14 protein-coding genes are annotated in these 15444 nt (G+C 72.4%); 9 read left to right on the forward strand and 5 right to left on the reverse strand.

Features of this window, described 5'->3' with window-relative positions; genetic code table 11:
* Positions 1-55: 55 nt before the first annotated feature.
* Positions 56-1171, reverse strand: a complete 1116-nt coding sequence (gene ssuD / locus AC3WXD_RS16670; protein WP_492324201.1) for an FMNH2-dependent alkanesulfonate monooxygenase — start codon at positions 1169-1171, stop codon at positions 56-58.
* Positions 1172-1376: 205 nt separating this feature from the next.
* Here ssuD and tauA point away from each other — a divergent pair, with 205 nt between their 5' ends.
* Genes tauA through AC3WXD_RS16685 form a run of 3 tightly spaced genes read left to right on the forward strand, consistent with a single transcriptional unit; the run spans position 1377 to position 4092 of the window.
* Entirely contained in the window at positions 1377-2372 is a 996-nt protein-coding gene (gene tauA, locus AC3WXD_RS16675; protein WP_059412315.1) for a taurine ABC transporter substrate-binding protein, read from the forward strand.
* A gap of 5 nt (positions 2373-2377) precedes the next feature.
* Complete coding sequence (locus AC3WXD_RS16680; RefSeq protein WP_492324333.1) at positions 2378-3199, forward strand: taurine ABC transporter ATP-binding protein; 822 nt, start codon at positions 2378-2380, stop codon at positions 3197-3199.
* Positions 3196-4092 carry an ABC transporter permease subunit gene (locus tag AC3WXD_RS16685; protein ID WP_492324202.1) on the forward strand — a complete coding sequence of 299 codons (897 nt, stop codon included), beginning with the start codon at positions 3196-3198 and terminating at the stop codon, positions 4090-4092. The genes AC3WXD_RS16680 and AC3WXD_RS16685 overlap by 4 nt, the downstream gene beginning before the upstream one ends.
* A gap of 76 nt (positions 4093-4168) precedes the next feature.
* Here AC3WXD_RS16685 and AC3WXD_RS16690 read toward each other — a convergent pair whose 3' ends face one another.
* Complete coding sequence (locus tag AC3WXD_RS16690; protein ID WP_492324203.1) at positions 4169-5869, reverse strand: carboxylesterase/lipase family protein; 1701 nt, start codon at positions 5867-5869, stop codon at positions 4169-4171.
* Positions 5870-6154: 285 nt separating this feature from the next.
* Between AC3WXD_RS16690 and AC3WXD_RS16695 the strand changes: the two genes are divergently transcribed.
* The 5 genes from AC3WXD_RS16695 to AC3WXD_RS16715 all read left to right on the forward strand — a co-directional run bounded on the left by AC3WXD_RS16695 (position 6155) and on the right by AC3WXD_RS16715 (position 10956).
* Positions 6155-7147, forward strand: coding sequence for a tripartite tricarboxylate transporter substrate binding protein (locus tag AC3WXD_RS16695; RefSeq protein WP_492324204.1), 993 nt, complete (start codon positions 6155-6157; stop codon positions 7145-7147).
* Positions 7140-7895 carry a GntR family transcriptional regulator gene (locus tag AC3WXD_RS16700; RefSeq protein ID WP_492324205.1) on the forward strand — a complete coding sequence of 252 codons (756 nt, stop codon included), beginning with the start codon at positions 7140-7142 and terminating at the stop codon, positions 7893-7895. Before AC3WXD_RS16695 ends, AC3WXD_RS16700 begins: the two co-directional genes overlap by 8 nt.
* Before the next feature lie 59 nt (positions 7896-7954).
* Entirely contained in the window at positions 7955-9184 is a 1230-nt protein-coding gene (locus tag AC3WXD_RS16705) for an aconitase X (protein WP_492324206.1), read from the forward strand.
* The gene (locus AC3WXD_RS16710; RefSeq protein ID WP_492324207.1) at positions 9181-9723 is read left to right on the forward strand and encodes an aconitase X swivel domain-containing protein; all 543 of its coding nucleotides are present in this window, start codon (positions 9181-9183) and stop codon (positions 9721-9723) included. Before AC3WXD_RS16705 ends, AC3WXD_RS16710 begins: the two co-directional genes overlap by 4 nt.
* Positions 9724-9930: 207 nt before the next feature.
* The gene (locus tag AC3WXD_RS16715) at positions 9931-10956 is read left to right on the forward strand and encodes an alpha/beta fold hydrolase (protein ID WP_492324208.1); all 1026 of its coding nucleotides are present in this window, start codon (positions 9931-9933) and stop codon (positions 10954-10956) included.
* 11 nt (positions 10957-10967) lie between these two features.
* Here the strand turns inward: AC3WXD_RS16715 and AC3WXD_RS16720 are convergent, their stop codons facing one another.
* Positions 10968-12281 (reverse strand): sensor histidine kinase, encoded by a 1314-nt coding sequence (locus tag AC3WXD_RS16720; protein WP_492324209.1) that lies wholly within the window; start codon positions 12279-12281, stop codon positions 10968-10970.
* Positions 12278-13021, reverse strand: a complete 744-nt coding sequence (locus tag AC3WXD_RS16725; protein ID WP_020203962.1) for a response regulator — start codon at positions 13019-13021, stop codon at positions 12278-12280. The genes AC3WXD_RS16720 and AC3WXD_RS16725 overlap by 4 nt, the downstream gene beginning before the upstream one ends.
* A 279-nt stretch (positions 13022-13300) precedes the next feature.
* Here AC3WXD_RS16725 and AC3WXD_RS16730 point away from each other — a divergent pair, with 279 nt between their 5' ends.
* Complete coding sequence (locus AC3WXD_RS16730) at positions 13301-13717, forward strand: organic hydroperoxide resistance protein (protein WP_492324210.1); 417 nt, start codon at positions 13301-13303, stop codon at positions 13715-13717.
* Between the two features lie 27 nt (positions 13718-13744).
* Here AC3WXD_RS16730 and AC3WXD_RS16735 read toward each other — a convergent pair whose 3' ends face one another.
* Positions 13745-15424 carry a PEP/pyruvate-binding domain-containing protein gene (locus AC3WXD_RS16735; RefSeq protein WP_492324211.1) on the reverse strand — a complete coding sequence of 560 codons (1680 nt, stop codon included), beginning with the start codon at positions 15422-15424 and terminating at the stop codon, positions 13745-13747.
* Positions 15425-15444 lie beyond the last annotated feature (20 nt).

The raw sequence follows: 15444 nt of genomic DNA on the forward strand, positions 1-15444 counted from the left end.
CGCCGGCCCGGTTCGCCTTTACGTTCGCCTTTATGTTCGACATTCGCGCCCGCCCTCAGCGGGCGCGAATGTCGAACGCGCCGCCGGTCTGCGCCTGGTCGCGCAGCGTCACCGCTTCCTTGCCCAGCAGCGGGAACACCAGCTCGGCGAAGCGGATCGCTTCCTCCAGATGCGGATAGCCGGACAGCACGAACGAGTCCACGCCCAGCGCCGCGTACTCGGCCAGCCGCGCGGCCACGGTCTCGGCGTCGCCCACCAGCGACGTGCCGGCGCCGCCGCGCACCAGCCCCACGCCGGCCCACAGGTTGGGGGCGATCTCCAGCCGGTCGCGCCGCCCGCCGTGCAGCGCGGCCATGCGCTGCTGCCCCACCGAATCCATGCGCGCGTAGTTCTGCTGCGCGCGCGCGATGTCGTCGTCGGTCAGCTTGCTGATCAGCCGCTCGGCGGCCGCCCACGCTTCCTCGCCGGTTTCGCGCACGATCACGTGCAGGCGCACGCCGAAGCGCACCGTGCGCCCCAGCTTGGCTGCGCGGGCACGCACGTCGGCGATCTTTTGCGCCACCTGCGCGGGCGGCTCGCCCCAGGTCAGGTAGGCATCCACGTGTTTGGCGGCGAGGTCGTGCGCCGCGTCGGAGGAGCCGCCGAAATACAGCGGCGGATAGGGCTTCTGCGCCGGCGCGTGGAACACCTGCCCCTTGCGGATGCTGTAGTGCTTGCCGTCGAAATCGACGGTCTCCCCGCGCAGCAGGCGGGTCCAGATCTGCAGGTACTCGTCGGCGGCCTGGTAGCGCTCGTCGTGGGCGAGGAACACGCCATCGGCCTCCAGTTCGGTGGCGTCGCCGCCCGGCACCACGTTGAGCAGCAGCCGGCCGTTCAGCGCCTGGTCGAGCGTGGCGGCCTGCCGCGCCGACGGGCCCGGGCCGCCGAGCGACGTGCGCAGCGCCACCAGCAGCTTGATGCGCTGCGTGACCGGCACCAGGCTGGAGGCGACCACCCACGGATCCAGGCACGAGGCGCCGGTCGGGATCAGCAGGCCGTCGTAACCGAGGTTCTCCGCGGTGACGGCGATCTGGCGCAGGTAGGGGATGGTCGGCGCGCGGCCGAAGTCGGACTTGCCCAGGTAGCGCGTGTCGCCGGAAGTGGGGAGGAACCAGAAGATGTCGAGAGCCATGCCGTTGGATGCCTGAGGCGGTGAATGTGCAGGGCATCATTTGAGCGCCGCCGCCGTCCGCGCGTAAGAATATTTGCGAGATAGCTTGGGCATTGGCCGCATATGCGGCGTGGGCCGAATGTGGATAAGCATGGGAGGAAATCTTCGTTCGGGCGAAAAATGCCGCTTCTTATACTGGTTCCTTTCGATCCGGGACGACACACACATGAAGCGCTTTCTGAACACGATGATGGTCTGCGCGACGCTGCTGCTGGCGGGCGGCGCCGCGGCGCAATCCCGGGAGGTGGTGATCGCCTACCAGGACATGGTCGTGCCCTGGCGCTATGCGCAGGACGCGCAGGCGGTCGAGAAGAAAACCGGCTACAAGGTCAGCTTCCGCAAGCTGGCCAGCGGCGCCGACGTGATCCGCGCGCTGGCCTCGGGCTCGGTGCAGATCGGCGAGGCCGGCTCGGCGCCGATCGCCTCGGGGCTGTCGCAGGGCCTCGACATCGAGTTGTTCTGGATTCTCGACAACATCAACGATGCCGAGGCGCTGGTGGTGCGCAACGGCAGCAACGTCAGGTCGCTGGCGGACCTCAAGGGCAAGCGCCTGGCGGTGCCGTTCGTGTCCACCTCGCACTTCCACACGCTGCTGGCGCTGGAGGCCGCCAAGGTCGATCCGCGCGGCGTCAGGATCGTCAACATGCGTCCGCCGGAAATCGCCGCCGCGTGGGAGCGCGGCGACATCGACGCCACCTTCATCTGGGACCCGGTTCTCGCCAAGGCCAAGAAGAGCGGGCAGGTGCTGACCACCTCGGGCAAGATCGCCGCGCAGACCGGCAAGGCCACGTTCGACGGCATCGTGGTGAGCAAGGCGTTCGCGCGCGACAACGACGCCTTCCTGACGGAGTTCGTCAAGATACTGGCCGACACCGACGCGGCGTACCGCAACAACAAGTCCGCCTGGAGCGCCGATTCGGCCCAGGTCAAGGCGGTGGCGAAATGGTCCGGCGCCGAGCCGGCCGAGGTGCCGGCCAGCCTCGCGCTGTACGAATTCCCGACCTTGCAGCAGCAGGCCTCGGCGGCCTGGCTCGGCGGCGGCGCGGCCAGGTCGCTGGCGGCCACCGCGGCCTTCCTGAAAGAGCAGGGCACCATCCAGAACGTGCTGCCTGACTATGCGTCCGGCGTGAACGCGACATGGGTACGCAAGGCAGCGCAGTAAGTCACATGCCCGGCCACGCGCCCGGCCATGCCGGCAGCCCGAAGGCCGGCGGCCGGATCGAGGCGCGCCGCCTGTCGGTGCGCTTCGCGCCGTCCGGCGCGCAGGCGCCGCTCGCGCTTGCCGGCGTGGACCTGTCCATCGCGCCGGCCGAGTTCGTGGTCGCGCTGGGGCCGTCGGGCTGCGGCAAGACCACCTTGCTGAACTGCCTCGCGGGATTCATCCGGCCGTCCGCCGGCAAGGTGCTGCTCGACGGCGAGGCGGTGTCTGGTCCCGGCCCCGGGCTGGGCGTGGTGTTCCAGAAGCATGCGCTGATGCCGTGGCTCAACGTGCAGGACAACGTCGCGCTGGGCCTGCGCTTTCGCGGCGTGCCGCGCGCCGCGCGCCTCGCGGTGGCGCGGGAGAAGCTCGCGCTGGTCGGCCTGGAGCGCCACGGCGCCACGCCAATCTACCAGTTGTCCGGCGGCATGCAGCAGCGCGTGGGCATTGCGCGCGCGCTGGCCAACGATCCGCGCGTGCTCCTGATGGACGAGCCGATGGGCGCGCTCGACGCGCTCTCGCGCGAGTCGGTCCAGGAAGTGCTGGCGCGGGTCTGGGCGGCCACCGGCAAGACCGTCTTCTTCATCACGCACAGCGTGGAGGAAGCGCTGTTCCTGGGCACCCGCGTGATCGTCATGTCGGCGGGGCCGGGCCGCATCACCCACGATTTCCAGGTGCCGTTCCTGCGGCGCTATATCGACGGCGGCGACGCTAGGGCGGTGAAATCGTTGCCCGAGTTCATCGACTGGCGCGAGCGCCTGCTGCAACTCGTTCACGGACAAGGCGCATGAGCGAGGCCGACGACCTCATCCGTCCCGCCATCGCGGCGGCGCCCGGCGAGGTGCCGGCCGGGGCGGCTGCCTCAGCCGCATCAGCCGGGCCGCTGCCCGCGGCGCGGCCGTTTCCGCGGCTGGGCAGCGGCGGGACCGCGGCCATCACCGTGGCGACGGTCGTGGCGCTGCTGGCCGGCTGGTGGGGCGTGACCGCGGCGGGCTGGATCGCGCCGCTGTTCCTGCCGCCGCCGGCGGCGGTCTGGCGCGCCGCGGTGCAGGCGTGGGACGGCAACGTGCAGGGCGGCCTGCCGCTGTGGCAGCACATCGGCTGGAGCCTGTGGCGCGTGTTCGGCGCGTTCGCGCTGGCGGCGCTGAGCGCGGTGCCGGTGGGGCTGCTGATGGGGACCAGCCGCGTGGCGCGCGGCATCCTCGACCCGGTGCTGGAGTTCTACCGCCCGCTGCCGCCGCTGGCCTACCTGCCGCTGATCGTGATCTGGTTCGGCATCGACGAGACCGCCAAGCTGCTGCTGATCTATCTGGCCTGCTTCGCGCCGATCGCGCTGGCCACGCGCGCCGGGGTGGCCGGCGTGCAGGCCGAGCAGCTGCATGCGGCCTTGTCGATGGGCGCCACGCGCGCGCAGCTCGTGCGCCACGTCATCCTGCCGTCGGCGCTGCCGGACATCCTGACCGGGCTGCGCATCGCCATCGGCTTCGGCTGGACCACGCTGGTCGCGGCGGAGATGGTGGCGGCCACGGCCGGGCTCGGCCAGCTGGTGCTCAATGCGTCGAACTTCCTGCGCACCGACGTGGTGGTCATGGGCATCGTGCTGATCGGCCTGATCGCCTACCTGTTCGACCTCGCCATGCGGCGGCTGTCGCGCGCGCTGACGCCGTGGCAGGCGCACCGCTGAGCGCGAAGCCGCCGCGCGCCGGCATGGCGCCGGGCGCGCGGCCGGCAGCGGCCAGCAGCGGCCGGCGTCAGCCGCGTCAGTCGCGGGTGAACGACACCGGGAAGCTGTACTCGTACAGCGGGATGCCCGCGAACGCCGCGCGCGCGTGCGCGGCGGGATCGCGCCGCGCCTCCCATGACTTGCCCAGCAGCGCGGTGGTGCGCGCCGCGCCGTCGTAGGGCGTCCAGCCCGACACCGTGTCGCCTGGCCGGCCGGTGCGCGCGAACTGCGCCCAGATCGCGCCCATGCGATCGCGCACCTGGAGCTGGTCAGGGCTGTCCTGCACCAGCGGCCGCGCCGCGTCGAGCGTGCCGAAGATGAACGGCACCTCCGCTGTGTGCGGCGAGCCCAGCGCGCCGCCGCGCGCGGGCGATTTCCAGTCGAACTCGTAGGCATAGACCGGCGCGCCTTGCTGCGCGGCCTTGCGCTCGGCCACGGCCAGCGTCGGCAGCCGGTAGTTGTAGTCGCCGGCGATGCGGATCAGCAGCTCGCTCGGCGTGGCCTTGCCGTCGCGCTCGCGGTAGGCCTCGATCAGCCGGTCGGTGGCGGCGCCGTCGAGCCGCAGGAAGCGCTGGATGCGCTGGCGCGCCTGGGCGGCGCCCAGCGAGAAGTTGCGCGGGTCGGCGGCGAGGAAGAAGGTGGCTTCGTCGGCGGCGTTGCCGATCAGCACCGGCACGTCCGCCGCCAGCGGCGAGGCCACCGGGTCGAACGGCTCGTCGGCGAACACCCGGCCGTCCAGCGTCGGGCGGAACTCGCTGACGCCGCCGGCGGCGCCCGACACCTTGGCGAACGCGGCCACCAGCTGCGCCACCGGCACCTCGCGCAGGCGGCCCGCGCTGGCGGCGTTCAGGCCGAACTCGCGCAGGAACGCATGCGCGGCGCGCGCCGCCGCCTCGGGCCCGGCCAGCTTCCACGCGCCCGAGCCGCTCTGCACGATGGCGCGCTGGATGTAGCCGCGCGCGGCGGGCAGGCCCAGCAGCGCCGTGACCTTGGCCGCGCCGCCCGACTGGCCGAACACCGTGATGTTGGCCGGGTCGCCGCCGAACGACTCGGCATTGGCCTTGATCCATTTCAGCGCGGCGAGCTGGTCGAGCGTGCCGAGGTTGCCCGACTCGGCGGACAACTGCTCGGGATGCTCGCCGGTGAACAGCCCGCCCAGCACGTTGAGGCGATGGTTGACGGACACCACCACCACGTCCTGCGACACCGCCAGGTGGCTGCCGTCGAAGCCCGCCGAGGTGCCGGCGCCGATGGCGAACGCGCCGCCGTGCAGCCACACCAGCACGGGGCGGCGCCGGTGGTCGCGCAGCGCCGGCGTGAATACCGACAGCGACAGGCAGTCCTCGCTCGCGGGGATGGCCGACCAGTACCAGGCGAACTCGGCCGGGCTGCCGACCTGCGGCTGCGGGGCCGAGGCGCCGCCTTGCAGGGCGTCGCGCACGCCCGCCCACGGCTGGCGCTCGAGCGGCGGGCGGAAGCGGTTGTCGCCGGCGGTGGTGGCGGCATAGGGCACGCCGCGGAACGCGAACGCGCCTTGCGCGCGCGTGCCGCGCAGGCGGCCCGAGGTGGTCTCGGCGACCGGCTCGGCGGTGGCGGCGGTGGTGGCGCATGCCGACAGCGCGCCCAGGGCGGCCAGGCTGGCGCCGGCGCGGGCGGTGCCGAGCAGGAAGGTGCGGCGGGAGGTGCTGCTGGAAGTGCGGCCGGAGGTGCCGGGCACGGTCGGGATGGCTGGAGTCAAGTTGGTTTCCGGTGGGCGCCGCGGCGCGTCCGGCCAGGCCGGACGCCGCGCGGCAACAGGCCATGATGCTAGCCCGGCGCTCGCGACCGGCAAACGAAGCTTCGTTCATATGCGTATTTGCCGGCTGGCGCGGCGTCCGGCGGCAGCGGCGCGCGGCAGCGGTACGCGTTGTGGCCGCAGGGTTCGCATATGCATGTGCGAAAGCCTTCGTTAGAAAACTCGTATTAATACGTTTCAATACAAGTCTTCGCCCGGACCTGTCCGGCGCCCGCTTGAGGAATCACCGTGTCCACCCGCGTTTTCGCGGCGGCCTGCGCCGCCGCCTTCAGCCTGTTCTCCGTCCTGCCGTTCGCCACACTCGCCGCATCCGCCGCCGAGGCCTACCCGAAGCAGGCCATCCGCCTGGTGGTGCCATTCCCGCCCGGCGGGCCCACCGACATCGTGGCGCGCCCGCTGGCGCAGGCGCTGTCGCACCAGCTCGGGCAGCAGGTGGTGGTGGACAACCGCGGCGGCGCCGGCGGCATCATCGGCGCCGACCTCGTCGCCAAGTCGCCGGCCGACGGCTACACGCTGCTGCTCGGCACGGTGGGCACCAACGCCATCAACCAGAGCCTGTACCGCAAGCTGCCGTACCAGCCGTCGACCGACTTCACGCCGATCTCGCTGCTGGCGTCGGCGCCGGTGGTGCTGGCGGTCAACCCCTCGGTGCCCGCCCACACGCTGGCCGAGTTCATCGCGCTGGCGCGCAGCAAGCCGAAGTCGATCGCCTACGGCTCGGCCGGCAGCGGCTCGCCGGGGCACCTCGCGGGCGCGCTGTTCGCCGACGCGGTGCACGCCGAGCTGCTGCACGTGCCCTACAAGGGCAGCGCGCCGGCCATCTCGGACCTGCTGAGCGGGCAGATTCCCGCCATGTTCGACCCGGTGCAGTCGCCGCTGGCCAACATCCGCGCCGGCAAGCTGCGCGCGCTGGCGGTCTCCGGCACGCGCCGCAGCCCGGTGCTGCCCGACGTGCCGACGATGGCGGAGGCCGGCGTGCCCGGCTACGAGGCCGAGGCCTGGTGGGCGCTGTTCGCGCCGGCGGGCCTGCCGGCCGCCGTGCAGCAGAAGCTGCAGGCGGAAACCGCCCGGGTCATGCGCAGCGCCGAGATGCGCGAGCAGCTGGGCAAGCTGGGCATCGAGCCGGTCGGCAGCAGCGCCGCGGAGCTGCGCGCGCTGGTGGAGACCGAAGTCCCCAAGTGGGCGCGCGCGGTGAAGAGTTCGGGAGCGACGGTTGACTGAGACGCTGGAGATCCGCGCCGACGCGGTGCTGGACCGCCACGCCGCCACGCCGCTGTACGAGCAGGTCTGCCGCATCCTGCGGGACGGCATCGACGCCGGGCGCGGCACGCTGCTGCCCTCGGAGGCGGCGCTGCAGCGCCGCTTCGGCATCAGCCGCGTGACCGCGCGCCAGGCGCTGCGCAAGCTGGTCGACGAAGGGCTGATCGAGACCCGCCAGGGCAAGGGCACCTTCGTCTCGCGCGGGCGCGTGCGGCATCAGCTCGACACGCCGCGCGGCTTCTACGACGAACTGCTGTGCCAGGGCGTGATCCCCGAAACCACGCTGACCGCGTTCGGCGCGCGCGCGCCGCGCGCGCCCGGCCTGTCGACCTACCTGGAGCGGCGCTACCTGGTCGACGGCGAGCCGCTGGCGGTGGTGGCATCGTGGCTGCCCGACGCGGCGCTGGCGCTGGGCGAGCAAGTCGCGGCCGAGCGCACCATCTACGGCATCGTCGAGCAGGGCCTCGGCCACCGCGTCGCGCGCGTGGAAACCACCATCAGCGCCGAGCAGGCCAGCGCGCCGGTGGCGGCGTCGCTGGCGCTGGGGCCCGGCGGCTTCGCGCTGGTGCTGCTGCGCCGCTCGTTCGACGAGCAGGACGCGCTGTGCGAGATCTCGGCCTTCCACGTGCGCCCCGACCGGTACGAGTTCGTCGTCACCGCGCAAGGCCCGCTGGCCGGCGTGCAGACGCGCGCGCGGCCGCCGGGTTGACCCCGGCGCCGGCCACCCGCTATCCGGAACCCCCACCAGAGACAACGACAGAGAACGACATGAGACTCAACGACGAAGAGGCAGCCATGCTGGCCGGCGAGGCCGGCACCGTGGCGCGCACTGTCATCGAACACCAGATCAAGGTAGGCGACTTTTTTGGCGCGCAGGATTTCGTGCCGGTGTCGCAGGCCCACATCATGGCCGATACCGAGAGCCTGGGGCAGGCCGGCGTGATGTGGCTGGAGCGGCTGGCCGACGCCGGCGACGGGCGCGTGCGCATCCCCACCATCACCGACCCGCGCGGCACCGATTTCGAGAAGGCTTCGCTGCTCGGCCAGGCCGAGTGGATGCTGGAGCTGGAGCGCCGCGCCATCGACGCCTTCACGCGCCTGGGCGTGAGCATGACCGACACCTGCATCAACTACCAGACCGTGCTGGCCGCCACGCGCGGCGAGCACGTGGCGTTCGGCGACACCGGCGTGGTCATCTATTCGAATTCGGTCAGCGGCGCGCGCTCGAACTTCGAGGGCGGGCCGTCGGCGCTGGCGGCGGGCCTGACCGGGCGCACGCCGCGCTACGGCTTTCACCTCGACGCGCAGCGCCGGGCCACGCTGCGGCTGCGCGTGGACTGGACGCCGCGGAGCCTCAACGACTGGGGCGCGCTGGGCGGCGTGATCGGGCGGCTGGCGGGCAACTACTGGCAGGTGCCGGTCATCGAGGGCCTCGAAGCCGCGCCGACCTCCGACCAGCTCAAGCATTTCGGCGCGGCGATGGCCAGCTTCGGCTCGGTCGCGCTGTTCCACCTGGTCGGCATCACGCCCGAGGCGGCGCGCCTGTCCGACGTGGGCGGCGATGCGCTGCCGGTGGCGCACCGCATCGGCCAGGCCGAGGTGCGCGGCCTGCAGCAGAGCTACGCGGTGGAAAAGGAGATCGACGTGGTGGTGTTCTCGGCGCCGCAACTGAGCCTGTTTGAGCTGCGCCAGCTGGCGGGGCTGTGCGAGGGGCGGCAGTTCAAGCGCCCGCTGCTGGCGATCACGAGCCCGCAGGTCAAGCCGGACTGCGACCGCTTCGGCTACACGGCCGCCATCGAGCGCGCCGGCGGCACGGTGATGTCCGGCATGTGCTTCTACCAGTCCTACGCGCGCGAGATCCGCGAGGCCAAGGGCTGGACGCGGCTGGCCACCAACAGCGCCAAGATGGTCAACATCCTGGGCGGCTACGGCTACGTACCCATGCTGGCGTCGATGGAGCAATGCGTCGACGCGGCAGAAACCGGAGAACTCGCATGAGCGACACGATCTTCACCGCCCGCCACGCGATGGGCCGCCCGGTAGCGGGCCAGGCGCTGGTCGCCGCCGACGGCTTCTCTGCGCGCTACGACCTCGACCGCCTGCAAGGGGTGTTCTCGCGGCCCGGGCACAAGCTGGCCGGGCAGTCGTACCTCGACCGCATCCTGATCCTCGACACCGCCAAGGGCGGCGTGGCGACGGCCTGGATGCTGCACGAGATGCAGTCGCGCCACATGGCGCCGCTGGCCATCGTCCTCAACTCGGTCAACACCATCCTGGCCCAGGGCGCGGCGCTCGGCGACGTGACGCTGCTGGCGGGCTTCGATGTCGACATCACGGCGCAGATCGCGCACGGCGCCTGGGTGGACATCGACCCGGCCACGCGCACGCTGCGCGTGGTGCAGCCGCCCGCCTCGTCCACCTTGTCCACCTCGTCCACCTTGTCCAGTTCGTCCACCTCGCCGCTGCTGCCCGTGCATGGCGGCGGCGAGGGCGGCGTGAGCAAGGTGCACGGGCCGGCCTCGCGCGCGCGGCGCTGAGCCGGCGCGTGCGCCGGGCGGCGCCCGCATGCCGCCCGGCGTTCTCTCTCTCCGGCCCCCGCGGCTTCCGCCGCGCCGGCCTTGTATCGCCATGTATCCGCCCGCGCCTATGCTACATGGGCATGCAAGTCCGGCGCGCGGCGATACACGGGGGATACACGCGGCCCGCATGCTGTGCATGACCCGCCATCACCCGGAGAGAGCACCATGCCCGACCAGATCAACCAGCCGCGCCGCCGCCTGTTCGGCGCCGCGGCCATGACCCTCGCCGCCGCCCCGTTCGGCGCGATCCGTTTCGCGCACGCGCAGGCCAGCCCGCCGCCGGGCGCGCTGGCCTCGTTCGGCCCGCTCAGGCAGGTCGATGCCGGCGAGCTCAACGTCGGCTATGCCGAGGCCGGGCCCGCCGGCGGGCCGGTGGTGATCCTGCTGCACGGCTGGCCCTACGACATCCACAGCTTCGTCGACGTCGCGCCCATGCTGGCGGCGGCGGGCTACCGGGTGATCGTGCCGCACCTGCGCGGCCACGGCACCACGCGCTTCCTGTCCGCGCAGACCTTCCGCAACGCGCAGCAGGCGGTGGTGGCGCTCGACATCGTCGCGCTGATGGACGCGCTCGGGATCAGGACCGCCATCCTCGCCGGCTACGACTGGGGCGCCCGCACCGCCAACATCATCGCCGCGCTCTGGCCCGAGCGCTGCAAGGCGATGGTGTCGGTGAACGGCTACCTGATCAACAACCTCGAGCGCAACAAGCTGCCGCTGCCGCCCAAGGCGGAGTGGGGCTGGTGGTATCAGTTCTACTTCGCCACCGAGCGCGGCCGGGCCGGCTACGAGGCGAACCGCAAGGCGTTCGCCAACCTGATCTGGAAGGTCAACTCGCCGCAGTGGCAGTTCGACGACGCCACCTTCGAGCGCACCGCGGCGTCCTTCGACAATCCGGACTACATCAGCATCGTGATCCACAACTACCGCTGGCGGCTGAGCCTGGCCGCCGGCGATCCGAAGCACGACGCGCTGGAAAAGCGGCTCGCCGCCGGCCCCGTCATCGCCGTGCCGACCATCACGCTGGACGGCGATTCCGACGGCGTCGCCCCGGCCACCGACGGCACCGCCTACGCCGGCATGTTCTCGGGCAGGCGCACGCACCGCATCATCAGGGGCGTCGGCCACAACCTGCCGCAGGAGGCCCCGCGGGCCTTCGCGCAGGCGGTGCTCGACGTGGACAAGTACTGAGGAGCGGCGGCTCAGCGCAGGGTGACTTCCGCGCACAGCCCGCCGCCGTCGCGGTTGCGCAGCGCGAGCGTGCCGCCGATGGCCAGCGCGAGCTGCTGCGCGATGGCCAGCCCCAGCCCGGTGCCGCCGGTCTCGCGGCTGCGCGACTGCTCGAGCCGGAAGAACGGCTGCATCACCGCTTCCAGCTGGTCCTCCGGAATGCCCGGGCCGCGGTCCAGCACCGCGATGACCACCGCGCCGCCGGCGTCCCTGCGCACCGACAGCTCGGCGGCGCCGCCGAACTTCAGCGCGTTGTCGATCAGGTTGGTCAGGATGCGGCGCAGCGCGTGGGGGCGCGTGACGATGGCGCCGTCGATGCGGCCGGCCGTCGTCACGGCCTTGCCGGTGTCCTGGTAGTCGTAGGCGAGGCTCTCGATGAACGAGGCGATGTCGATGCGCGCGGCGGCCTCCGCGTCGCCGTGGGTGCTGCGCGCATAGGCCAGGCCTTCCCGCACCAGGCGCTGGATCTCGGCGAGGTCCTGCACGAGCTTGTCCTTGCCGGCGGAATCCTCGGCCATCTCGGCGCGCAGCGTCATGCGCGTGATCGGCGTCTGCAGGTCGTGGGAAATCGCCGCGAGGATCCGCACCCGCTCCTCCACGTGGTGCGCGATGCGGTCGCGCATGGCGTTGAACGCCATCGCCGCGTGGGCCACCTCGGCTGGCCCCGCCTCGCTCAGGCGCGGCGCCGGCTTGTCCGGGTCCAGCGCGTCGGCGGCGCGCGCCAGGTCGGCCAGCGGGCGGATGGCCAGCCGCACGGCGAACCAGCAGCACAGCAGCAGCAGGACGAGCTGGATCGCCAGCACGTAAGGCAGCCACTGCGCCAGCGGCAGCGGCGCGGGATGCACGTCGATGGTCAGCGGGCGGCCGTCGCTCAGCGTCAGGTGGGCCTGCAGGCGCTTGCCGTCGCCGGGGATGGATTCGATCTTGACGGGATGGCGCCGGCCGCCCGCTTCCTGGATGCGCGCGGCGATGTCGGCGCCGCGCGCGCTGAGGTCGGGCACGCCGGGCAGGCCGGGGCCGAGCACGAAGCGGTAGGTGCCGCGGTCCAGGCGCGGCACCCATTGCGCGCGCTCGTCGGCGGGAAGGCGGTCGAGGATGGCGATGGAGGTCGCCACGTCGCTTTCCAGCGTGCCCAGCATGACCGCCCGGGCGGTGAGGTAACGCTCGGCGAAGACCACGCCGAAGGCCAGCCCGTACGCGATGGTCAGCCCGGCGAGCAGGATCAGGAACAGCCGCGAGCCGAGCGTGCGCGGCAGCGGCAGCAGGCGCGCGGCGGCGGCGCTCATTGGCGGGGCTCGGCGATCTCGACCGGCATGGCGAATACGTAGCCTTCGCTGCGCACGGTCTTGATGTAGGCCGGCTCGCGCGCGTCGTCGGCCAGGCGCTGGCGCAGCCGGCTGACCAGCAGGTCGATGGAGCGCTCGAACAGCTCGGCCTCGCGCCCCTGCGTGAGGTTGAGCAGCTGGTCGCGGTTGAGCACGCGCTGCGGGTGGTCGACGAACACGCGCAGCAGGCGGTACTCGGCGCCGCTGAGCGCCACCGCGGTGCCGTCGCGGTCGATCAGGTGGCGGCCGGTGGTGTCGAGCTGCCACGCGCCGAAGCGCAGCAGCCGGCCGGCTTCCGTCACCTGCAGGTTGGGCGGCAGCATGCGCGTGCGGCGCAGCACCGCCTTGATGCGCGCGAGCAGCTCGCGCGCGGCGAATGGCTTGGCCAGGTAGTCGTCGGCGCCCATCTCCAGGCCGACGATGCGGTCGGTCTCGTCGCTGCGCGCGGTCAGCATCAGCACCGGCGTGGCCTTGTGGCGGCCGGCGCGCAGCTCGCGGCACAGGACCAGGCCGTCGTCGCCGGGCAGCATCAGGTCCAGCACGATCAGGTCGACGGCACTGGCTTCGAGGAAGGCGCGCATATGCCGCCCGTCCGGCGCGACGGTCACGCGCAGGCCGTTCCTGGTCAGGTAGGCCGAGACCAGTTCGCGGATTTCCCGGTCGTCGTCGACGATCAGGATGTGATCGATATGAGGTTCCATCGGGAGCACCTTCGGCGTGGATCGGAAGACGGCGTGGCAACGGCACCGAAAATACCGGAAGACGGCCGCGCCGGGGGCCATGCCGGCCGCCCTCTTTGTATCGCAGTGTATCCGCGCGCGCGCCGCTGACACTGCCTTACGCTTGCGGCCGATGCCGATACACAGCGGACATGCCGGCCGTGTCTCATGCGGTCATGGCCGGCCGCGCTCGCGCCGCCGGCGAGTTGACCCCGGGCGGCACGGCCGTGCCCGCCCCGATTTCACCACCAGGAGTTCATCATGACCCAGACGCAGCAAGTGCTCTACACCGGCAAGACCCACACCACCGGCGGCCGCGACGGCAAGTCGCGCAGCAGCGACGGCCGCCTCGACATCCAGTTGTCGTCCCCCGGCACCGCGGGCGGCGGCACCAACCCGGAACAGCTGTTCGCGGCGGGCTGGTCGGCCTGCTTCATCGGCGCGCTGGGACTGGCCGCGGGCAAGATGAAGGTCGCGCTGCCGGCGGACCTCGCGGTGGATGCCGAGGTCGATCTCGTCAAGTCGGGCGAGGCCTATTTCCTGCAGGCGCGCTTGAACATCAGCCTGCCGGGGCTGGAGCGCGAGGTCGCGCGGGCGCTGGCCGACACCGCGCACCAGACCTGCCCGTATTCCAGGCTCACGCGCGGCAATATCGACGTCGTCATCAACGTGGTCTGAGCGGCCCCGGCGCAGCGCGGCGCGCTTCTACCCGGCGGCCGGCCGCATGCCTGCCGTGGCTTCGCCATCGGCGCCGCGCAGCCGCCGGAGGCGGGCCTGCAGGTCGGCCAGCGGCTCGGTCACGGTGCGCACCGCGCCGGCATAGACGAGGCCGAGGTTGCCGTCCAGGGTCAGCAGGTCGCCTTCATGCAGGGTGGTCTCGCCGACGCGCAGCGTGCGCGCGGTCTCGTCGAGCTGCAGCGCGGCGCAGCCGACCAGGCACACTTTGCCGAGCTGGCGCGCGACCACGGCGGCGTGCGAGGTCCGCGCGCCGTGCTGGGTCAGCAGGCCCGCCGCCAGTTCGAGCGCGGCGATGTCGCTGGTCTCGGCGTCGCGCCGCACCAGCACCACCGGCGTGCCGGCCGCCTGGCGCGCGCGCGCCGCCGCTTCGTCGAAGGCGATCGCGCCGACGGCGATGCCGTTGGCCGCGCTGGCCGCCTGCGCCAGCGGCGTCGGCGGCGTGCCGTCCGGCGACACGGTGTGCGTGGCCACCAGTTCCTCCGGCTTCAGCGCGGCGGTGCGTTCGCGCGCCACCGCGGCCGGGATGATGCCGGCGTCGCACAGGTCGAGCGCGATGCGCGCCAGGGCCTGCGCGGAGCATTTGCCGTTGCGGGTCTGCAGCAGGTACAGGCGCCCGTCCTGCACCGTGAACTCGAAGTCCTGCATGTCGCCGAACGCGCGCTCAAGCGTGGCGGCAACGTCGGCCAGGTCCTGCCACACCGCCGGCATCACGGCGGCCAGCTCGTCGTGGCCGTAGGCGTTGCGCCGCCCCGAGACCACGTCCTCGCCCTGGGCGTTGAACAGGAAGTCGATCCACAGCGCCGGCTCGCCGCTGACCGGGTCGCGCGTGAAGCCGACGCCCGAGCCCGAGCGCCCGCCGGCATTGCCGTACACCATCGTCTGCACCGTCACCGCGGTGCCGATGGTGTCGGGGATGTCGCGCTGGCGGCGGTATTCGCATGCCTTGGGCGAGCGCCAGCTGGCGAACACGGCGCCGATCGCGCCGCTCAGCTGGGCCTGCGGGTCTTGCGGAAACGGCGTGCCCGCGGCGCGCGCGTAGGCTTCCAGGTAGCGGCGCGTGAGCATGCGCAGTTCGGCGAAGTCGAGGTCGCGCTCGTCGCGCGTGCCGGCCAGCGCCGCGCTCTCGGCATCGAACACCGCCGCCGGCACGCCGGCCACCACTTCGCCGTAGCTCGCCACGAGCCGGCGGTAGGTGTCCCACGCCAGGCGCGGGTTGCCGGTCTGGCGCAGAAAGCCGGGCAGCGTGGCGTCGCACAGGCCGATGTTGAGCAGCGTCTCCATCATGCCCGGCATCGACACCGGCGCGCCCGAGCGCACCGACAGCAGCAGGGGCAGCCTGGCGTCGCCGAAGCGCAGGCCGGTGGCGTGTTCCAGGGCCTGCAGCCCGGGCCGCCAGAGCGCGGGCGCGGTGGCCGCCGGGCTGGTGGCGGCGCTTGCGCAATAGACCGTGCCGAGCGCGAACGCGGGCGGCACCGGCAGTCCCAGCGCGGCCATGCGCAGCAGGTTGAAGGCCTTGAAGCCCATCGTCCGCGCGGAGGGCTCGTGCGCCGGATGCGCAAGGCGGGCGGTGCCGACCGGCGCGGCGCAGCCGATCAGGTAGAGGGCGTCGGGCCAGTCCGGAGCCGCGGCGGGGTCGGGTGCGTTCATGTTTGCGTTCATGTCCGGGC

The organism is Cupriavidus sp. FW216-B1 (assembly GCF_058789195.1).